This is a genomic window from Pantoea brenneri, from assembly GCF_038594305.1.
In the GTDB taxonomy this organism is placed as follows: domain Bacteria; phylum Pseudomonadota; class Gammaproteobacteria; order Enterobacterales; family Enterobacteriaceae; genus Pantoea; species Pantoea brenneri.
Genome location: NZ_JBCGBG010000001.1, coordinates 840,168 through 859,126, shown reverse-complemented (window position 1 = coordinate 859,126; position 18,959 = coordinate 840,168). Strand labels below are relative to the sequence as shown.

The 18,959-nt window shown below is 54.4% G+C and carries 20 protein-coding genes; 10 read left to right on the top strand and 10 right to left on the bottom strand.

Annotated elements, in window-relative coordinates:
- Window positions 1-16 precede the first annotated feature (16 nt).
- Window positions 17-2,047, bottom strand: coding sequence for a choline transporter (locus AABB92_RS03895; protein WP_031377471.1), 2,031 nt, complete (start codon window positions 2,045-2,047; stop codon window positions 17-19).
- A gap of 257 nt (window positions 2,048-2,304) precedes the next feature.
- On the opposite strand from AABB92_RS03895, the gene betI reads away from it, so the two are divergent.
- From betI to AABB92_RS03855, 8 genes are all read left to right on the top strand, one after another.
- Window positions 2,305-2,898, top strand: coding sequence for a transcriptional regulator BetI (betI, locus tag AABB92_RS03890; RefSeq protein WP_031377472.1), 594 nt, complete (start codon window positions 2,305-2,307; stop codon window positions 2,896-2,898).
- 14 nt (window positions 2,899-2,912) lie between these two features.
- A complete protein-coding gene (betB, locus tag AABB92_RS03885) occupies window positions 2,913-4,385 on the top strand; it encodes a betaine-aldehyde dehydrogenase (RefSeq protein WP_046288275.1) in 1,473 nt (490 codons plus the stop codon).
- 24 nt (window positions 4,386-4,409) lie between these two features.
- The gene (betA, locus tag AABB92_RS03880) at window positions 4,410-6,092 is read left to right on the top strand and encodes a choline dehydrogenase (RefSeq protein ID WP_031377473.1); all 1,683 of its coding nucleotides are present in this window, start codon (window positions 4,410-4,412) and stop codon (window positions 6,090-6,092) included.
- A 427-nt stretch (window positions 6,093-6,519) separates the two neighbouring features.
- Window positions 6,520-6,870 carry a multidrug/spermidine efflux SMR transporter subunit MdtJ gene (mdtJ, locus tag AABB92_RS03875; RefSeq protein WP_031377474.1) on the top strand — a complete coding sequence of 117 codons (351 nt, stop codon included), beginning with the start codon at window positions 6,520-6,522 and terminating at the stop codon, window positions 6,868-6,870.
- Window positions 6,857-7,186 (top strand): multidrug/spermidine efflux SMR transporter subunit MdtI, encoded by a 330-nt coding sequence (gene mdtI, locus AABB92_RS03870; protein ID WP_031377475.1) that lies wholly within the window; start codon window positions 6,857-6,859, stop codon window positions 7,184-7,186. The genes mdtJ and mdtI overlap by 14 nt, the downstream gene beginning before the upstream one ends.
- 200 nt (window positions 7,187-7,386) lie before the next feature.
- Complete coding sequence (locus tag AABB92_RS03865) at window positions 7,387-8,529, top strand: acyltransferase family protein (protein ID WP_031377476.1); 1,143 nt, start codon at window positions 7,387-7,389, stop codon at window positions 8,527-8,529.
- 147 nt (window positions 8,530-8,676) lie between these two features.
- Window positions 8,677-8,937 (top strand): hypothetical protein, encoded by a 261-nt coding sequence (locus AABB92_RS03860; protein ID WP_031377477.1) that lies wholly within the window; start codon window positions 8,677-8,679, stop codon window positions 8,935-8,937.
- Window positions 8,938-9,005: 68 nt separating this feature from the next.
- Window positions 9,006-9,191, top strand: a complete 186-nt coding sequence (locus AABB92_RS03855; protein WP_031377478.1) for a hypothetical protein — start codon at window positions 9,006-9,008, stop codon at window positions 9,189-9,191.
- A 593-nt stretch (window positions 9,192-9,784) separates the two neighbouring features.
- On the opposite strand, the gene adhP is transcribed toward AABB92_RS03855, so the two are convergent.
- The 7 genes from adhP to copC all read right to left on the bottom strand — a co-directional run bounded on the left by adhP (window position 9,785) and on the right by copC (window position 14,928).
- Window positions 9,785-10,804, bottom strand: a complete 1,020-nt coding sequence (adhP, locus tag AABB92_RS03850; RefSeq protein WP_031377479.1) for an alcohol dehydrogenase AdhP — start codon at window positions 10,802-10,804, stop codon at window positions 9,785-9,787.
- Window positions 10,805-11,174: 370 nt separating this feature from the next.
- A complete protein-coding gene (locus AABB92_RS03845) occupies window positions 11,175-11,402 on the bottom strand; it encodes a phage portal family protein (protein WP_031377481.1) in 228 nt (75 codons plus the stop codon).
- 177 nt (window positions 11,403-11,579) lie between these two features.
- On the bottom strand, window positions 11,580-12,029 hold the full coding sequence (locus AABB92_RS03840) for a hypothetical protein (RefSeq protein WP_031377482.1): 450 nt from the start codon (window positions 12,027-12,029) through the stop codon (window positions 11,580-11,582).
- Between the two features lie 144 nt (window positions 12,030-12,173).
- Window positions 12,174-12,713: a hypothetical protein gene (locus AABB92_RS03835; protein WP_238585828.1), complete on the bottom strand. Its 540-nt coding sequence runs from the start codon at window positions 12,711-12,713 to the stop codon at window positions 12,174-12,176.
- 578 nt (window positions 12,714-13,291) lie between these two features.
- Complete coding sequence (locus AABB92_RS03830) at window positions 13,292-13,639, bottom strand: YebY family protein (protein ID WP_031377483.1); 348 nt, start codon at window positions 13,637-13,639, stop codon at window positions 13,292-13,294.
- Between the two features lie 30 nt (window positions 13,640-13,669).
- Window positions 13,670-14,545 carry a copper homeostasis membrane protein CopD gene (copD, locus tag AABB92_RS03825; protein WP_342550273.1) on the bottom strand — a complete coding sequence of 292 codons (876 nt, stop codon included), beginning with the start codon at window positions 14,543-14,545 and terminating at the stop codon, window positions 13,670-13,672.
- Between the two features lie 5 nt (window positions 14,546-14,550).
- Window positions 14,551-14,928 carry a copper homeostasis periplasmic binding protein CopC gene (gene copC / locus AABB92_RS03820; RefSeq protein WP_031377484.1) on the bottom strand — a complete coding sequence of 126 codons (378 nt, stop codon included), beginning with the start codon at window positions 14,926-14,928 and terminating at the stop codon, window positions 14,551-14,553.
- Window positions 14,929-15,079: 151 nt separating this feature from the next.
- On the opposite strand from copC, the gene AABB92_RS03815 reads away from it, so the two are divergent.
- The gene (locus AABB92_RS03815; RefSeq protein ID WP_031377485.1) at window positions 15,080-15,310 is read left to right on the top strand and encodes a DNA polymerase III subunit theta; all 231 of its coding nucleotides are present in this window, start codon (window positions 15,080-15,082) and stop codon (window positions 15,308-15,310) included.
- The gene (gene exoX / locus AABB92_RS03810; protein ID WP_031377486.1) at window positions 15,310-15,981 is read left to right on the top strand and encodes an exodeoxyribonuclease X; all 672 of its coding nucleotides are present in this window, start codon (window positions 15,310-15,312) and stop codon (window positions 15,979-15,981) included. Before AABB92_RS03815 ends, exoX begins: the two co-directional genes overlap by 1 nt.
- Here the strand turns inward: exoX and AABB92_RS03805 are convergent.
- Window positions 15,975-18,038, bottom strand: a complete 2,064-nt coding sequence (locus AABB92_RS03805) for a prolyl oligopeptidase family serine peptidase (RefSeq protein WP_031377487.1) — start codon at window positions 18,036-18,038, stop codon at window positions 15,975-15,977. The genes exoX and AABB92_RS03805 overlap by 7 nt on opposite strands.
- 114 nt (window positions 18,039-18,152) lie before the next feature.
- Entirely contained in the window at window positions 18,153-18,809 is a 657-nt protein-coding gene (locus tag AABB92_RS03800) for a tellurite resistance TerB family protein (protein WP_031377488.1), read from the bottom strand.
- Window positions 18,810-18,959: the final 150 nt, after the last annotated feature.

Here is an 18,959-nt window from a genome sequence, read left to right as displayed (position 1 = left end):
GTTTACGGGCCGGTTGTTACACGCTCGGGAAGGTAATGTTGCTGCCCGGCGCTTCACGATTGAGATGGATAAAGTTCAGGTGGCGCTCATACTGATCGAGTATGTCGATAATCACCTGCTCTTTGCTGTAATCCATTAAATCGTTGCCCTGACTGCCTTCCAGCAGGAAGGTTTCCAGCCGGTAATAGGTCGATTTACCGCTGCGGGCGCGATAGGTAAAGCCCGGAACAGAGTATTGCTGTGGCCAGACCTGATAGACAAAGTCCTGCTCTTCGCCGAGGTGGACGCGCAGATCCAGATAACCGATGGGATTGGCCTCATCCGGTGCAACGCTTTCCAGCGTCACCCCGCCGCCGCGCAGCTCCAGCTCTTTCGCCACTTCCTGCATCGCCGGATAGATGGTGTTCTCCATCATCTGTTGGGTATAACGCGAGCCAGGATAGTTCATCAGGCGCGACAGCCGTTTTTTCCAGGTCAGACGGTCGGTAGCATGCGCCAGATACGGTGCGGTATCACGGGTGGCGCTGGCGCGGCGATAGTCTTCTATCTTCAGCGATTTATACAGTCCCGCCATCACAAAGAAGATCACGAAACTGAACGGCAGACCCATGATCACCGTGGTGTTCTGCAGGGCAGAAATACCGTTGGTCATCAGCATACTCAGCGTCAGGACGCCAATCGCAATCGACCAGAAGATGCGCAGCCAGTTAGGCGCATCGCTGTTGATATCCTTCAGCTTCGAAGTGAAGTTACCCAGCACCAGCGAACCGGAATCGGCTGACGTCACGTAGAACAGCATACCGGTGATGGTGGCGACCGAGGCACTGAGTTTAAACGCCGGATACTGCGCCAGCAGGCTGTAGAAACCGCGTTCCGCATGGGCCATCACTTCCTGGGCGAAACCGGCATTGCCGTGAATAATCTGGTAAAGCGCGGCGTTACCAAACACCGACAGCCACAGCAGCGTAAAGGTGAACGGAATGATCAGCGTACCGAGCACGAACTCACGGATAGTACGGCCACGGGAGATACGCGCCAGGAACAGCCCGACGAACGGTGACCAGGCAACCCACCACGCCCAGAAGAATAGCGTCCAGCTATTCATCCATTGGGTCGGACGATCAAAAGCGAAGGTATTCAGCGTCATGCCCATGAAACGGTTAATGTAATCGCCGACGTTCAGCACCAGCGCATTCAGCAGGAATTCGGTATTGCCGAAGAACAGCACAAACAGGATCAGTCCCAGCGCCAGCACCACGTTCAGCTCCGACAGGATACGGATCCCCTTATCGACGCCGGAAGTAACGGAGATGGTTGCGATCACCACCGACAGCACAATCAACGCGGTCTGGGCGGTCAGGCCTTCCGGAATATCAAACAGCACCTTCAGACCGTAATTGAGCTGCACCACCCCTATCCCCAGCGTGGTGGCGATACCAAAAATGGTGCCGACCACCGCAGCGATATCGACGGTATGACCAATCGGACCGTAAATACGTTTACCAAAAATCGGGTAGAGCGCGGAACGGATGGTCAAAGGCAGGTTGTAGCGATAGCTGAAGTAGCCGAGCGCAATCCCCATCAGTGCGTACATCGACCAGCCGGTCAGACCGTAGTGGAACAGCGTCCAGACCATCGCCTGACGGGCGGCTTCCAGCGTCTGCCCCGCCCCTTCCGGCGGCTGCATGTACTGCGTCACCGGCTCGGCGACCGAGAAGAACATCAGGTCGATGCCAATCCCGGCGGCAAACAGCATCGCCGACCAGCTCAGTACGCTGAATTCAGGTTTGGACTGCTCCGGTCCCAGCTTGATCGAGCCAAAGCGTGAGCAGGCCATGTAGAGCACGAACACGATGTAGAGCGTGGCAGCCAGCATGTAGTACCAGCCGAAGGTAGCGGAGACCCAGTTGACCGCCGCGAGGATCCAGCCGGCGGCCAGATCGCTGTAGAGAATCGTCACGAGTGAAAACGTCAGAATCAATCCGGCAGAGGTGTAGAACACAACGGGATTGAGTCTGTCTTTTTCACCGGCAGGTGGATTATTCATCGATTACCTCTGGTTAGTTTTCCTGAAAATACGCAATGGATAAATATCGCCGTCTGCGGCTGACGCGCCGCGCGGCCTGATGTTGTTATTTCTCTTCCTGATTTGTCGCTTCGGCAATCCGGTCTGTTTTAGCACTCAATACCGTTTCGCTTTCGCTACATTTAAAGAACAGCATCCTAACAACTTTTCTTTTTATATTGAACGTGCAATCAAAAAAAGTTTTAATAGTCCCTCGATTTGAGGGTGGAGCTGGAGCTATGCCAAAGGTGGGGATGCAGCCGATACGACGTCGGCAACTGATTGATGCGACCCTGAGCACGATTAACGAAGTGGGGATTAACGATGCCACCATCGCCCAGATTGCCCGCCGGGCGGGTGTCTCGACCGGCATCATCAGTCACTACTTCAAAGACAAGAACGGCCTGCTGGAAGCGACGATGCGTGATGTGACGCGTCAGCTGCGTGATGCGGTTTCAAGCCGGCTACAGCCGCTGGCCAATGCCTCAGCAGAAGAACGTCTGCGGGCGATTGTCGACGGTAATTTTGATGAAACTCAGGTGCATAGCGCCGCGATGAAAGCCTGGCTCGATTTCTGGGCCAGCAGCATGCACCAGCCCCAACTGAATCGCCTTGAGCGGGTCAGCAGTCGACGTCTTTTCTCGACGCTGGTCGCTGAATTTCGCCGCGAGCTGCCACTGGAACAGGCACGCCTCGCCGCACACGGGCTGGCCGCCCTGATTGATGGCTTATGGCTGCGCGCCGCGCTGAGCGGTGAGCCGTTTAAGCCGGTGGTGGCCCGCACACTGACGACCCAATTCATCCGTCAGCAACTGGCTGGCGAGCACGAATAACGGAAGGAGAAACCATGTCCCGATTCACCGAGCAGAAACTCTACATTGATGGCGCTTACGTTGCCGCGGCGTCTGGCGAGACGTTCCAGACGATCAACCCGGTCAACGGCGAAGTGCTGGCAGAGGTCCACGCTGCCGGCCAGCAGGATGTCGATCGCGCCGTTGTCGCCGCCCGTAAAGGCCAGAAAGTCTGGGCCGCGATGACCGCAATGGAGCGTTCACGCATTCTGCGCCGCGCCGTCGATATTCTGCGTGAGCGCAACGATGAACTGGCTGAGCTGGAGATGCTGGATACCGGTAAACCGCTGAGCGAAACCGCCAGCGTCGACATTGTTACCGGTGCTGACGTGCTGGAGTACTACGCCGGGCTGGTGCCGGCCCTTGAAGGCCAGCAGATCCCGCTGCGCGATACCGCTTTCGTCTACACCCGCCGCGAACCGCTGGGCGTGGTGGCCGGTATCGGTGCCTGGAACTACCCGATTCAGATTGCGCTGTGGAAATCAGCACCGGCGCTGGCGGCCGGTAACGCGATGATTTTCAAACCCAGCGAAATCACGCCGCTTACCGCCCTGAAACTGGCGGAAATTTACACCGAAGCGGGCCTGCCGGACGGCGTGTTCAACGTGCTGCCAGGCATCGGTTCGGTCACCGGCCAGTTGCTGACCGAACATCCCGGCATCGACAAAGTGTCGTTCACCGGTGGTGTTGTCAGCGGCAAAAAAGTGATGGCCAACGCAGCCGGTTCAACCCTGAAAGAGGTCACCATGGAGCTGGGCGGCAAATCACCGCTGATCATCTTTGATGACGCCGATCTCGATCTGGCGGCTGACATCGCCATGATGGCCAACTTCTACAGCTCGGGCCAGGTCTGCACCAACGGTACCCGGGTATTTATCCCGACCAGACTGCAGGCGGCGTTCGAAGCCAAAATCAGCGAGCGCGTGGCCCGCATCCGGGCGGGCGATCTGCGTAAGCCAGAGACCAACTTTGGCCCGATGGTCAGCTTCAGTCATCGCGATAACGTGATGCGCTACATCGAATCAGGCATTGCCGAAGGTGCACGCCTGCTGTGCGGCGGAAAACGTCTGACCGGTGGCGAGTTCGATCAGGGCGCCTGGGTGGCACCCACGGTGTTCACCGACTGCCGCGATGAGATGAAGATCGTCCGTGAAGAGATCTTCGGACCGGTGATGTCGATTCTGAGCTACGACAGCGAAGAAGAAGTGATCCGCCGCGCTAACGACACCGACTTTGGTCTGGCTGCCGGTCTGGTCACCCAGGACCTGAACCGGGCGCACCGCGTGATTCATCAGATTGAAGCCGGCATTTGCTGGATCAACACCTGGGGTGAATCGGCAGCGGAAATGCCGGTTGGCGGCTACAAGCACTCCGGGATTGGACGCGAAAATGGCCTGATGACGCTGCAGAGCTACACCCAGGTGAAGTCAGTGCAGGTTGAGCTGTCGCGTTTTCAGTCGGTATTTTAATCAATAAAACCTGAGGAACGATGAATGGAATTTGATTACATCATTATTGGAGCCGGATCCGCAGGGAACGTTTTGGCCACCCGTCTGACCGAGGACAGCAACGTCAATGTACTGCTGCTGGAAGCGGGCGGCCCGGATTATCGATTTGATTTCAGGACCCAGATGCCTGCGGCACTGGCCTATCCATTGCAGGGAAAACGCTATAACTGGGCCTACGAAACTGAGCCAGAGCCTTACATGAACAATCGCCGCATGGAGTGTGGTCGCGGCAAAGGCCTGGGCGGTTCGTCACTGATTAATGGCATGTGCTACATCCGCGGCAACGCCATGGATCTGGATAACTGGGCCACCGCGCCTGGGCTGGAGCACTGGAGCTATCTTGACTGCCTGCCCTACTATCGCAAAGCGGAAACCCGCGATATCGGTCCGAATGACTTCCACGGCGGTGACGGCCCGGTATGCGTAGCGACGCCGAAAGCCGGCAATAACGTGCTGTTTGAAGCGATGATCGAAGCGGGTGTTCAGGCCGGTTATCCGCGCACTGACGACCTCAACGGTTTCCAGCAGGAAGGTTTTGGTCCGATGGACCGCACCGTGACGCCGCAGGGACGCCGTTCCAGCACCGCCCGTGGCTATCTTGACCAGGCAAAAGGCCGGCCGAACCTGAAGATCATTACCCATGCCACTACCGACCGCATCGTGTTTGACGGTAAGCGTGCCGTCGGCGTGGAGTATCTGCAGGGTGACAGCAATAGCATCCATAAAGTCACGGCCCGCCGCGAAGTGCTGCTGTGCGCCGGTGCTATCGCCTCTCCGCAAATCCTGCAACGTTCCGGTGTCGGCTCACCGGAACTGCTGAAGCAGTTTGATATTCCGCTGGTACACGACCTGCCGGGCGTCGGAGAGAACCTGCAGGACCATCTGGAGATGTATCTGCAGTACGAATGTAAAGAACCGGTGTCGCTCTACCCGGCGCTGAAATGGTGGAACCAGCCGAAAATCGGTGCCGAGTGGATGTTCAACGGCAGCGGGATTGGTGCCAGCAACCAGTTCGAAGCAGGCGGCTTTATCCGCAGCCGTGAAGAGTTCAGCTGGCCGAATATTCAGTACCACTTTCTGCCGGTGGCGATTAACTACAACGGTTCAAACGCGGTCGATGCGCACGGCTTCCAGTGTCACGTCGGCTCAATGCGCTCACCGAGCCGCGGCCATGTCCGGCTGAAGTCACGCGATCCACGTCGTCATCCGGCGATTCTGTTTAACTACATGTCACACGAGCAGGACTGGCATGAGTTCCGCGATGCGATTCGTATTACGCGCGAGATTATTAATCAGCCCGCGCTGGATAAATATCGCGGCCGTGAGATCAGCCCAGGGCTGGAGTGCCAGACCGACGAACAGCTGGATGAGTTTGTGCGTAACCATGGCGAAACCGCTTATCACCCGTGCGGCACCTGTAAAATGGGTAACGACGAGATGTCGGTGGTCGACGGTGAAGGCCGGGTGCATGGCCTGCAAGGGTTACGTGTGGTCGATGCGTCGATCATGCCACTGATCATCACCGGCAACCTCAACGCCACCACCATCATGATTGGCGAGAAGATTGCCGATCTGATCCGTGGCCGCGATCCGCTGCCGCGCAGCACCGCCCGCTATTACGTTGCCGGCGATGCCCCGGTGCGTAAGGTCGCGCAGCGCGCTGACTAATCGGTGACGTTGTCACATAACCACAGCCGGGCACGTTGTTGCCCGGCTGTTTTTTATATTCACCTCTCATTAACACATTCATCCTGATTACGCTGTTGTTGCCTTGCGATAGACCTAAATGAAGCCGAAACGAAGCATAATCTGCTATTGATCTTCAGTCAGGCGAAATGCTATAAATCTGGCGTGTTTATAACCGGAGGCACTATTCGTCCACTGATGAGAAGCAACAATGTGGATGCGTCGTTAATATTATGAGCAGAATGTTCATTTCAATCCCTGTCACTTTTACCACTTCCCTCTCTGGCTGGAACGCCGCCGATCAACACTGGCGTAGCGCCCTGTAGTCCCTTTTCCGCTTCGACATCTCTTTTGAATCTGCTGACACGTTGTGTGATGCAGGCACTGTTATCGTTGCTGGAGAAAAACCATGCGTGCATGGATCTTATTATCACTCGCTATTGTTACTGAAATTATCGGCACCCTGTTTATGAAATGGTCCAGCCTCAACGGCAGCCAGTCGGGCTACCTGATGATGCTGGGCATGATTGCCTGTTCTTATATATTCCTGAGTTTTGCGATTAAACGTATCGCGCTAGGCGTGGCGTACGCGCTGTGGGAAGGGATTGGCATCATGCTGATTACCCTGTTCAGCGTGCAGCTGTTTGGCGAAAGCCTGTCAGTACTGAAACTCTGTGGCCTGATGACGCTGGTGGTCGGCATCGTGCTGATTAAAACCGGCACCCGCGCAACGCCGGAGGTGAATCATGGTCATCGCTGATCTGATTCACGCCGCATGGCTGGCGCTGGCTATCGTGCTGGAGATTGCCGCCAACATCTTCCTCAAATACTCCAATGGTTTTAAGAAACCGCTGTACGGCGTGCTCTCGCTGGCCAGTGTGCTGCTGGCCTTTAGTGCGCTGGCGCAAGCGGTAAAAGGTATCGATTTATCGGTGGCCTATGCGGTCTGGGGTGGTTTTGGGATTATCGCCACTGTCGCCGCTGGCTGGGTGTTATTTGGCCAGCGTCTGAACAAAAAAGGCTGGGCCGGATTAACCCTGCTGCTGGCCGGTATGATCCTGTTAAAGCTGGCCTGATCGGCCATCTCAATCAGTGATATTTATTAAGGGTGTGCCATGGCACGCCCTTAACTTCCTGTGCTTACCCGCCCTGTTTCGGTTGCTTTTTCCCTCTTACCTGTGCTCGGAATCTTCTTACTTTTGTAAAGGCCCGTTTACATATTTGTTGCCTTAAGGCTTAGTGAGCGCCGAAGGTCGGATAAAAACGAGGAATAGTTATGTCTGCAACACGAGGTTGGTCTACGGAGCTGGAGGGATTACGCGGCATCGCTTCTCTCTGGGTATTAGTTGGCCATATCAGCTTACTGGTTCATTGCCATATCACGCTTATTTCATCCCCTGGCATTGGGGTCGATCTGTTTATTCTGTTATCGGGTTATCTGATGGCGAAAAACTACGTCGAGCGTCAGCAGAAAGAGCCGTGGCAGAGCACAGAGACCATTAAGAAGTTCTGGATCCGACGCTTCTTCCGCATCGCGCCGCTCTACTATCTGCTGTTAATCATCACCCTGTTTTACGGCCCGTGGTTTGGCGAAATGCGTGACACCATTGCCCATTTCTACTCCGGCACCGCGACTGAGTCATCGCGTTACACCGACCAGTCCCTGACCAATATTCTCACCCACTTCAGTTTCCTGTTTGGCCTGTTGCCGGAGTATGGCTTCAATACCGTGCTGCCAGACTGGAGTATTGGGCTGGAGATGCAGTTCTACCTGCTGTTCCCGTTCATCATGCTGGTGACGCTGCGCTTTGGCTATGCAGCTTCGCTGATTGGCATTATGGCGCTGTGCTGCGCCGGACGTTATCTGCTGGCGGATTATTATGAAGCCTTCGAGATGCCGTCGATGATCCTGATTAAGCTCAACATGTTCCTCTCGGGTATGTTGCTGGCCGAAGCGATTCGCCGTAAATCCCTGCTCTACGTGGCTTATGCGCTACTGGGCCCGGTCGCCAGCGTGGCGATAGGACTGGAAGCGATTAAGCTGCAGGTGATTATGGAAGCGCTGATGATCGTCGGGATGACCGCCATCCTGTGGCAATATCAGGAAAACAGCCTGATGGCACGACTGATTATGCTGCCGCGTAAGCTGCTGAATAACCGTCTGAGCACCTGGCTGGGCGACGTGTCGTTTTCGGTTTACCTGCTGCATCTGCTGATTGTTATCCCGCTGATCGCCCTGCTGCTCACCCATACCGACATCGAATTCAAAAGCGATCTGGTGCGTTTCCTGACCGTTTGCGTTACTGCTATTCCGGTGACCTACGCGCTGGCGTCGCTGCTGTATAAATATGTTGAGAAGCCCGGTATTCAGATCGGCAAACGCGTTCTGAAACCTAAGCTGGCGAACCAGGCAGGCTAATCGCTATTGAATCGCATCTGCATCGAGCCCCCTCTGCGGGGCTTTTTTTTTGCCTGAAGCCCGGCCCGCGTCTGCACTCGCCGCACCCTGGCAGCCTTGCGCTACACTTTTCCCGATACCCCATGACAGATCAACAAAGGAGAGACTATGAGCGTTCAGCACCTGCTGCTTTCCAGCGACGGTGGTCATCTGATTATCGAGGCTGATGAGTTGGAAACTGAGCTGGTGATCCCACCGCACCTGCGCACCGCTAGCGGCGGTGAAGCGGACGGTGATACCGGTCATCGGGTTGCCGTAACCCGGCACTACTGTAAAGGGCGCTATTACGCTGTAGCGCTGGATCGCCATGCGGCCAGCAATGAAATCGATGATGTGATCGATCTGCTGCATCCGGCGCCCATCGATTAGCGGGCTGCAGCTGTGTGCAGTCCAGCTGGAATAAGTGGCACATTTTAATCTTGAGACAGAGGACGATTATGCAGAATAAGAAGTGGTTCGTTTCATATGTGATTAAGCCAAAAGGTGAGGATCACGTAACCGCGCATGCTTTCATTGAGGGCAATGAGGTTGAAGAGGCGCTGGAGGCGTATATGTTTGAGATTAAGAAGAACATGGAGCTGCAAATCGAAGAGATTACCCTGCTCTCCGTCAGCCTGGTGTAAACCGGCCTGATGAATTAACCTCGCTGCTGCGGGGTTTTTTCTGGCTGACGGGCAGCTGCAGTGCTGCCGATCGGATTTGGTACCCTTGTTAATGAGTAAGCCCTGCTGCTAACACCTTGCTGATTATTTTGTGTTCTGACAGTGTGCCTCACAACGGGCATTTTATTGATTATATTTATCAGAAGACGAGTTTCCCTGGTGCAAAGCTCTGTTACTTAGTTGGATATGGCCATGAGTGATCGAATCCGGTCGATGATAAAACACCAGTGACCGCAAGGTATGCCAGCACCAGCATCAACAGCACAATTGCTGTTATTTCAATGGTTTTTATCCAATGATGTTTCGCCATAAATATCCCTCTTTGTGTTGTGTGTATTAGTTACTTCCCCTTCACATTATAATGTTACCGGTAAAGTGCAAGTCAGAGACACATCAGGAAACATAAAGCAGAACTTATTAATTATTGAAGGATACTGATGAGGCTGATGAGGCTGATGAGGTTTGATGGATGACTGCCCGGCCCTGCGTTATCACGCTCCAGGCGTAAAAAAGCCCGCACTGCGCGGGCTTAAATTCGGGATTGCTGGTGCTGATCAGGCGGACTGATTGGTAAAGTCGATCACCATTCTTCCGCGGATTGTTCCCTGAATCATCTCATCAAAGATGGTATTGATCTCGCCGATCTTCCTTTTGGTGACTTTAGGCACCACTTTCCCTTCAGCAGCAAACTGGAAAGCTTCTGCCAGATCGTTACGCGTTCCGACCAGCGAGCCGACCACCTGAATGCCATCAAGCACCAGTCGCGGAATATTCAGGCTCATCTCTTCAGGCGGCAGCCCGACAGCCACCACCCGACCACCGGCTCTGACCGCGTCCACGGCCGAGTTAAATGCCGCTTTGGCAACGGCAGTGACTACCGCTGCATGTGCGCCACCGGTTTTGTCCTGGATGATTGCGGCCGCATCTTCAGTAGCGGAGTTAACCACCAGATCGGCACCCATCTGTTTCGCCAGTTCAAGCTGACCATCGCTGATATCGATGGCGATCACTTTGGCGTTAAAAACATTCTTCGCGTACTGTAATGCGAGGTTGCCCAATCCGCCGAGGCCGTAGATCGCAATCCACTGACCCGGTTTAACCTCTGATACTTTCACTGCCTTATAGGTGGTGACGCCAGCGCAGGTAACACTGCTGGCGGCGTAAGGGTCAAGACCTTCAGGCACTTTAACCGAATAATCCGCTACCACAATGCACTCTTCAGCCATGCCGCCGTCAACGGTATAGCCGGCATTCACCACATCGCGACAGAGTGTTTCATTTCCTGAATTACAGTATTCGCAGTGGCCGCAGCCTTTGAAGAACCACGCCACGCTGGCGCGATCGCCCGGCTTAAGCGAGGTGACATCGGGCGCCACTTCCTCAACGATACCAATACCCTCATGCCCGAGCGTCACGCCCGTTTTATCGCCAAAATCACCGTTTTTGACGTGCAGATCGGTATGGCAAACTCCGCAGCACTCCATCCGCAACCGTGCCTCGCCATTCTTCAGCGGGCGCAGAGTTTTCTCTACAACATCAACCTGGTGCTCACGCGTAGCAATTGCAGCCTTCATAAACATACCTCCCTTTGATTAAGCCTTAAGGATAAGCCAAACCGCGGTGATGACAAGGTGACAGGTAAGCTTTGGGTGCGAGGCTGCCGGGTTGTGTCTGCTTTTGTGAATGGGGTGGTTTTTTGGGGTGAAGACTAACTCAAGGGAATGATAGGGATACTAAAGAGCCGGTGGATCGCACACTGCAAAGAAGATGAGTTGAAAATAGCACTGCTCATGATTAGTGACATGACAGGTACAATCGACACAGGTATTTTCGAAGCCGCCATATATTGCCAGGCAGAATGATCAAGACTTCCTTCCCTAACCTACATTAGCCACCTTTCAGATGACCAAATTCAGTGTGCCACTACAGGTATTCCGACAGGCCCTACAGCTCCTGATTGATGTCAGGCTCCAGCAGGTGAAACACGCTTCCCGCTGAAAGCTCATCCAGCTCCATCCCGTCTTTTACAAACCAGTAGACGCTTTCCTTAACGCCCCTATGGGTAAATTTTGCTGGGGTAGTTTTAAGGCGCAGCAGCGAGTCCAGGCCATTGCGGCACAGCTCAGAAAAAGCGTTACCGAACACCAGATAGTCTACGGCGAACTTGCTCAATTACTGTTGGTTCAGCATGGGATGGAGGATAAAGGTTGAAGCCAAAATGTTGCGATTCAAATCAATAGACGAACTTTGATGTACGTCTGCCCCTGGGGTTTTTTGCCAATCAGTGAACGCTGACCGGCGACTCATCTGCACTCATTTTTGATCAGAACCACAATCAAAAATAAACCTTCAGCCTTGCTTACCGGGCCATTCAATCATCTCATCAAGCCTGGAAAGGATGTCGGAAAAATAGCTTTCATCGATAGCGAATCCCCCTTTTACCTGCACACTATCCGCATGTGCCTCAGGACGAAGAACATACTCAATGACCACAACGTCATCACCCTTTACCTTCCTGAGCAGCATATTTAGCTGATTTAGGTCACTACGAAACTCAAAAGGTTCGATTTCCAGTTGGCCAATAACAGCCTGATAGTGGGCAGCAAACTGCTCCTTTAGTTGTTTAAGTTTTCCAATAGTAAATTCAGTCTGATACTGTATTTTCACACCAGTGACAGAAAACTCAACAAAGGACTTAATCCAGTCCCAATTATGATTAACCGGATCGACTTCGTTATCGACAACCCGTTCAAAAGGCGACACCGCAAAAACGAATTCTTCATCTCTGATATCAAACATATGTACGTTCCTGTCGGTTAATCAAAAATACTTAAAATGAGTTATCGTCCAATCTGATACCCTTACCACAACCTCAAGAGTGTACTTCTTATACTCAGTGATATTTTTCTTACGGTGTAATTTATACATATCCGTTTCATAACGTTACATACCCTCTCCGTTGCGAGGATCGGCCACGCGTCTGCCATAGCGGATAGCTCTTTCCTGAATATGTAACGGAACATAGCGACCCGGCTCATACATGTGCCTCGCCGCTGTTTCGGTCATTTTCAGGTTACACGCCGATAAACCCGTTTTTAACCTGGCACGCAGGAACATTATTGTTGCCTGGCTGAGTCTGGCATTTATAGCAGCTCGTGTACCAGCCTCCAATAATGCGCGGCCAGCGCGGAAAATTCGAAATACACCAAACGCAAGAAGCGCTATGTCTGTAGGATCAATCAGTGGCGTTTCGAGAGGTGCCTCTTCAAGTCGAACAAAATGCCCCTGCACATCGTATATCTGCCACAGACCGGGAGCCTGAGCCACAGAATAACCAATGCACATGCCGCTGGACTCATCCAGCACCGGCTGTGCGTTTCGTGGCAGCACACGTGGTCTCAATTCAAAAAATACGTTGCCCGATAGTGGTGACTGAAATGTGTAATATCTGCCTGGTTCTGTGATTGCATTCCCTGCATTCATTATCGTTCCCTCATTTTCATATGACTTAATAGAGTGCCACAGGATAGTAGAGCGGTCATTACCGAGTACTGCAACGCCGTTCACTCAGCAAACTTCTCTCGCACGGGCTGTACAGCCTATACCTGATGCTCCTGGCAGGGCTTCAACCATGAGTAAAACAGGTGGCAAATTATCGCCACGGTGTCCCTTTCATAGAGAGGTAATAAAGCAGGGTTGTAACTTATATGAATAGGAAAAATGGCAATGACATAATGGAATGGCGTCTTGCAGAAGAGTGGAGAAGAACACAACGGAAAAAGACTAAGTTATTGATTGAAAATCATTAACTGATGGGCGGCACCAGACAAAAAAAGACCGAATACGATTCCTATATTCGGTCCAGGGAAATGGCTCTCAGGGAGCCGTGCGCTAAAAGTTGGCATTCTTGCAGGCGGTTTCGCCTTGCAAGTTAAGATTAGAACAGCGCAGAGGTTTTGCCAGTCAACGCGAGGCTGAGGGCCGGAAACTGAAACAGTTTGTGATCGCAACGGCAGAAAACAGCAGAATTCGGGTACAGCGCAGCACTGCACCCGGCGGGTTTATTTACCGCACAGCGCCTGGGTACGCTCAATGATCGGCTGCAGGCTCATCATATGGCCTGGATTGGCTTTATCTTCGCTCTGAATCACGCTGATCGGTTGTGCCTTCACCTGTTTGGTTTTGAACAGCTGATCCGCTTTATCATTCAACGGATACTGCATCAGGGTGCTGGGGTTGATGGCAAACAGTGAACCGTCTTTCTCACAGGTCAGCATCACTTCTTCGCGGTTAAACGGCCACTTGTCTTTGCCGATTTCAAAGCGGCTGACGGTAATGATCTGCGCCGCCAGCGCCTGGCCGCATACGGATAACAACAGGACTGCGGGAATCACTTTCTTCAGCAACATAACTTACCTTTACGCATTTCTTAATAATATTCAGGCTGGCGACAGCGTGGCAAAAACGCTGACCAGCCCAACCACTCCACATGCCAGCAGCAGTTCAAGCTGGGTCATGCGGATAAATTTTTGCTGCGTCCCACTGCCCGCCAGACGGAAGCGTGGCACCAGCCAGTAACGGTTAATCAGCGCCACCAGCACCATCAATGCCACCAGCAATACTTTCCACAGCAATAAAGCTACGTAACGTGAATCGGGCCACGCCAGCGGCCAGCCGAGGATCAGCAGGCTGTTGATCATCCCGGTCAGCAGGGTTAACGCCACGGCCAGATGACCATAACGGGAAAAACGCATCATGGTGCGGATAGCGTCTGTACGGCGATCGATCTGGCGAGCTTCACGCATCAACAGCAGCAGCGGTAATAAACCACCAGCCCAGAACGCCGCGCCCGTCAGATGTAACGCCTGACTGATCTGCTGCAGTGCGCCGGGCCCGCCTTCGCGCATCGCCGCGTGTCCGGTTAAGGCCAGAGCGGCCAGTTGCAGCCCCCCCGCCAGCAGCAGTGTCTGCGCTCGTAACCGTCCCTTCAGCCATAGCCCTGCGACAGCAAAGACGCCGAACAGCATCTCCCACTGCCACACCGCGCCAAAGCGGGTGCCGAGTACCGCCAGCCAGACCGCGCTATCGGCCAGATTGGCACTGTCGCCGCTCATTAATACGTTCTGGCAGGCCAGCATCGCCAGTGCACTCAGCAGTGCCAGCCACGCGCTCCATTGCAATAACGGATTTAAGCAGATCGTCAGCCGTGGACGATAGCGCGCCGGTGCCAGCAGCGCGCAATAACATGCGCTGGCGGTCAGCAGCATCAGGGCGGCAAAATGCAACCCGCGCAGCATCACCCAGACGGAGTCCACCACGATTATTTCACGCTGAAGCGGTAGCTTCCTGAGGTTTTATGCCCATCGACCGACAGCACATGCCAGTTAACCTGGTAACTGCCAGCGTTAAGCGGCTGAGGCAGATCGACAATCAGACGACTGGCGTGCTTTGACTCAACGTGCGCTTTGCCGGTTGCTACCGGCTGTTGGGCCGCATCCAGCAACGTGACGCCGCTGAATGCCGCCTCGATATCTTCGCTAAAATTGAGCGTCAGTGCAGCCGTTGAATAGGTCACCTGAGCGTCAGCCGCCGGGTTTGATGACTGAAGATGCGCATGTGCCAGCGCAGACTGACTGAAGGCAAGGCCTGCGGCCGCCACCAGCGCAATCATCATGCGGGAAACCGGTTTTTTCTGCATAAGATCATCCTTTTAACAACCGTTGACGCGACAAACGTGGCGAAAGGATACGCTGCTCTATTTGTGGTGTCGAGGCCAGCGATGCGATCCTTAACCCTTGATTCAGACCGGCGAAAACATTACTTTTGCCCCACATCATCAGGAGAACACTATGAGCCATAACCTTGCCCAGCTATCCCGTGAAGAGAAAGACAAAATCAATGTCGATCTGGCGGCAGCGGGCGTGGCGTTTAAAGAGCGCTATAACATGCCGGTGGTCGCAGAGATGGTCGCACAGGAACAGCCAGAAGCCCTGCGCGACTGGTTTCGCCAGCGTCTGATGCACTATCGCCAGGCCTCACTCAGCCTGTCGCGTCTGCCTTATGAACCGAAGATGAAATAATGATATTACGCGTAATTGATACCGAAACCTGCGGCCTGCAGGGCGGCGTGGTAGAAGTGGCCTCGGTCGACGTGATTAACGGTCAGATAGTCAATCCGATGAGCGACCTGATCCTGCCCGACCGCCCTATCAGCCGTCAGGCGATGGCGGTGCATCGCATTACCGAAGCGATGGTGGCCGACAAGCCGACCATCGAACAGGCGATCTCGCGCTACCACGGCAGTGCTTTCTACGTGGCGCATAACGCCAGCTTTGACCGTCGCATGCTGCCGGAGATGTACGGAGAGTGGATCTGCACCATGCAGCTGGCGCGTCAGTTGTGGCCGGGGATTAAATATGGCAACCAGGCGCTGCGGCACTCGCTGAAGCTGGACGTGACGCCACCTGCGGATTTGCATGCGCACCGCGCGCTGTATGACTGTTATGTCACTGCCGCGCTGTTGATTCGCATCATGGAGACCTCGGGCTGGAGCGCCTCCGAAATGATTGTGCGTTCGCAACCGGCGGCCCAGCGCGACGATATTCTGCCGTTCGGCAAATACCGCGGCCAGGCGATTGCGGTGATCGCCCGTAAAGATCCGGGCTACCTGAAATGGATGCTGGATAACGTGACCGATTTGCGCCCGCCATTGCGGCAGGCGCTGCGTAAATATCTTAGTGAGTCTCAGTAATCTTCGGCCGGGGGTAGCGTGCCCTGCGCCAGTCCGAGAATAAAGGTGTACTCCATCGCCACCCCTTCATAGGCTTTATAGCGGCCGGACTTGCCGCCGTGGCCGGCATCCATGTCGGTACACAGCAGCAGCAGGTTGTTATCGGTTTTCAGCGATCTCAGCTTCGCCACCCATTTGGCCGGTTCCCAGTACTGCACCTGCGAGTCGTGCAGACCGGTGGTCACCAGCAGATGTGGATAGGCTTTGGCTTCAATGTTGTCGTAGGGGCTGTACTGGCGGATGTAGTGATAATATTCCGCCTGTTCAGGATTGCCCCACTCGTCATATTCACCGGTGGTCAGCGGTATCGACTCATCCAGCATGGTCGTCACCACATCGACAAACGGTACCTGTGCCACCACGCCATGGAACCGCTGCGGTGCCATGTTGATCACCGCGCCCATCAGCAGACCACCGGCGCTGCCGCCCATTGCGTAGAGTCGTTCAGGATGACCGAATCCACGCGCCACCAGCGCGTTAGTCACGTCGATAAAATCGGTAAAGCTGTTCATCTTATTCAGCAGGCGACCCGCGTCGTACCATTGCTGGCCTAACTCGCCGCCGCCGCGTACCTGGACCAGCGCATAGACAAAGCCGCGATCCAGCAGGCTGAGGCGGCTGACGCTGAAATCGGCGTCCATGCTGCTGCCGTAGGCCCCGTAGCCATATACCAGCATCGGGTTCTGACCAGGCTGATAATATTTGCGGTTATAGACCAGCGAGACCGGCACTTCCGTACCATCAGTGACTTTAATCCAGTGATGCTCACTTTTATAATCGTCCGCATTGAAGCCTTTGACCGCGCTCTGCTTGAGGATGCGGCGCTCGCCGGTATCCATATCCAGCTCAAACAGCGTGGTCGGAGTGGTCATTGAGGAGTAGCCGTAGCGCAGTTTACTGGTGCGTGGCGTCGGGTTGTAGGCCAGCCAGGTGACATAGGTCGGATCGTCAAAGGCAATGCCGCTGTTTTCGCCGCTGGCCCAGTTGATCTGCCGCAGGCTGGTCAGCCCGCGCTGTCGCTCCTCCACCACCAGCCAGTCGCGGAACAGCTGGAAATCTTCCATTACCACATGATCGCGCGCCGGGATCAGCGTCTCCCAGCGGGATTCTGCCAGATAACGGGTGCGATAAAGCCCGAAGTTCTTGCCGTCACGGTTCGACCGGATAAAGAACTGATGATCGTAGTGATCGAGGCTGTATTCATGATCGCGGCGACGCGGCAGGAACACATGCGGCTGCGCGTCCGGGAAGTTAGCGTCAATCAGCTGGATTTCGCTGGTGGTGGTGCTGAACAGCGCAATCAGGATGAACTGCTTAGAGGTGGTTTTATGCACGCTGAGGTGAAAGGTATCATCCCGCTCTTCATACACCAGCTGGTCGTCGGACTGCGGCGTACCCAGCTCATGCCGCCAAACCTGATAAGAGAGCAGCGTCTGCGGATGTTTCTGGACATAGTAGACGGTGCGGGAGTCGTTGCCCCAGGCGAAGCTGGATGAGGCGTTACTCAGCACTTCGGGATACCAGCTACCGCTCTGCAGATTGCGGAAGCGGATGCCATATTGTCGCCGTGACAGGAAATCTTCGGCCAGCGCCATTACCTGATTATCCGGGCTGATGTGCAGTGCGCCCATGGTATAGAACTCACTGTGGGAGGCACGCTGATTGGCATCAAGCAGCAGCGTCCACTCATCAGTCACCTCGCTGGCAGCGGGCTGGCGATAATAAGCCGGATATTCATTGCCGCTCTGATAGCGACTCTGATAACGATACCCGTTCTTCACATAGGGCACCGAATGGTCTTCCGGCGGCAGACGGTCAATGATCTCCTTCAGCACCCGTTCCTGCAGCGGTTGCTGAGTCGACATAATTTTGCGGCCATAGTTATTTTCAGCCCGCAGGTAATCAAGTACTTCGTTATCTTCACGTTTGTCGTCGCGTAGCCAGTAGTAGTTATCGACGCGCGTTTCACCATGCAGCGTCATCTCATGCGGTATTTTTTTTGCGATGGGTGCTTTCATGACATCCGTCTCCGTGAAAGTAATGATCTGTAAGCGTGGCACCAAAGGCGCAGGAAGCCAAGCATCAGCTGGTACGGAAACAACAAGCTGGCCACCGGAAGTGGCCAGTGAGGATTAACTGGCGGGCAAGCGGGCCTTCTCCGCCACGATATCCTGCTGGATGCCGTCACGGACATCCTGCGGGATTTTAAGCGCGTCGCCGAGCGCCGACAGGTAGCTGCGTTCCATAAAATGGTCGACGTCAATCGCGGCGCAGCTCAGGAAGTAGAGTTCCAGCGCCTCTTCTTCATTCTTGACGCCAGCCGCCAGCCACTGCGGATCGAGCGGGCGGCTCATCGCTTTCTGAATCAGCTGTTCGGCATCTTTGCCATAGCCGGACTGCTGAATATTCTGCTCAATCGCCGCACGTTCCTGATCGTCGATATGACCGTCGCTCTTTGCAGCAAACACCAGCGCAGTCACCAGACGCTCCGCCCGCAAGTCGACCGGCGTCTGCGCCACGCCAAAGTCAGGCTCATCCTGGTGGGTTTCACGCACCCGCTGTTTGTATTTATTCCACAGCAGCGCGCCGGCGGCGGCACCACCGCCAATAATCAGCGCTTTGCCGCCATACTGGGTTAACAGTTTGCGCGACGATTTACTGGAAATCAGCATACCCGCCAGCCCACCTAAGGCACCCGGCGCCAGCATATCGCTTAAGCCGCCCCCGGACTGACTATTACCGCCCTTCTTTGCCAGTACCGACTGAATCTGTTGTAACCAGTTATTCATCTTCCACTCCTGTTTTAGATGGTAGTCAGCCATCCTGACGAAAAAGATGTCAGGAAACGTCAGAGCGGGAAAAGTACGGCAAAACAGCCGCCAGCGGGCAGGAAAGATGAGAACGCAAACGTTTTCGTTTATACTGCGCGCGCATTTTGA

What these genes read in the sequence shown, in the direction of transcription:
- AABB92_RS03895 (WP_031377471.1), bottom strand. Translation starts at nt 2,047, where the DNA reads ATGAATAATCCACCTGCCGGTGAAAAAGACAGACTCAATCCCGTTGTG.
- betI (WP_031377472.1), top strand. Translation starts at nt 2,305, where the DNA reads ATGCCAAAGGTGGGGATGCAGCCGATACGACGTCGGCAACTGATTGAT.
- betB (WP_046288275.1), top strand. Translation starts at nt 2,913, where the DNA reads ATGTCCCGATTCACCGAGCAGAAACTCTACATTGATGGCGCTTACGTT.
- betA (WP_031377473.1), top strand. Translation starts at nt 4,410, where the DNA reads ATGGAATTTGATTACATCATTATTGGAGCCGGATCCGCAGGGAACGTT.
- mdtJ (WP_031377474.1), top strand. Translation starts at nt 6,520, where the DNA reads ATGCGTGCATGGATCTTATTATCACTCGCTATTGTTACTGAAATTATC.
- mdtI (WP_031377475.1), top strand. Translation starts at nt 6,857, where the DNA reads ATGGTCATCGCTGATCTGATTCACGCCGCATGGCTGGCGCTGGCTATC.
- AABB92_RS03865 (WP_031377476.1), top strand. Translation starts at nt 7,387, where the DNA reads ATGTCTGCAACACGAGGTTGGTCTACGGAGCTGGAGGGATTACGCGGC.
- AABB92_RS03860 (WP_031377477.1), top strand. Translation starts at nt 8,677, where the DNA reads ATGAGCGTTCAGCACCTGCTGCTTTCCAGCGACGGTGGTCATCTGATT.
- AABB92_RS03855 (WP_031377478.1), top strand. Translation starts at nt 9,006, where the DNA reads ATGCAGAATAAGAAGTGGTTCGTTTCATATGTGATTAAGCCAAAAGGT.
- adhP (WP_031377479.1), bottom strand. Translation starts at nt 10,804, where the DNA reads ATGAAGGCTGCAATTGCTACGCGTGAGCACCAGGTTGATGTTGTAGAG.
- AABB92_RS03840 (WP_031377482.1), bottom strand. Translation starts at nt 12,029, where the DNA reads ATGTTTGATATCAGAGATGAAGAATTCGTTTTTGCGGTGTCGCCTTTT.
- AABB92_RS03835 (WP_238585828.1), bottom strand. Translation starts at nt 12,713, where the DNA reads ATGAATGCAGGGAATGCAATCACAGAACCAGGCAGATATTACACATTT.
- AABB92_RS03830 (WP_031377483.1), bottom strand. Translation starts at nt 13,639, where the DNA reads ATGTTGCTGAAGAAAGTGATTCCCGCAGTCCTGTTGTTATCCGTATGC.
- copC (WP_031377484.1), bottom strand. Translation starts at nt 14,928, where the DNA reads ATGCAGAAAAAACCGGTTTCCCGCATGATGATTGCGCTGGTGGCGGCC.
- AABB92_RS03815 (WP_031377485.1), top strand. Translation starts at nt 15,080, where the DNA reads ATGAGCCATAACCTTGCCCAGCTATCCCGTGAAGAGAAAGACAAAATC.
- exoX (WP_031377486.1), top strand. Translation starts at nt 15,310, where the DNA reads ATGATATTACGCGTAATTGATACCGAAACCTGCGGCCTGCAGGGCGGC.
- AABB92_RS03805 (WP_031377487.1), bottom strand. Translation starts at nt 18,038, where the DNA reads ATGAAAGCACCCATCGCAAAAAAAATACCGCATGAGATGACGCTGCAT.
- AABB92_RS03800 (WP_031377488.1), bottom strand. Translation starts at nt 18,809, where the DNA reads ATGAATAACTGGTTACAACAGATTCAGTCGGTACTGGCAAAGAAGGGC.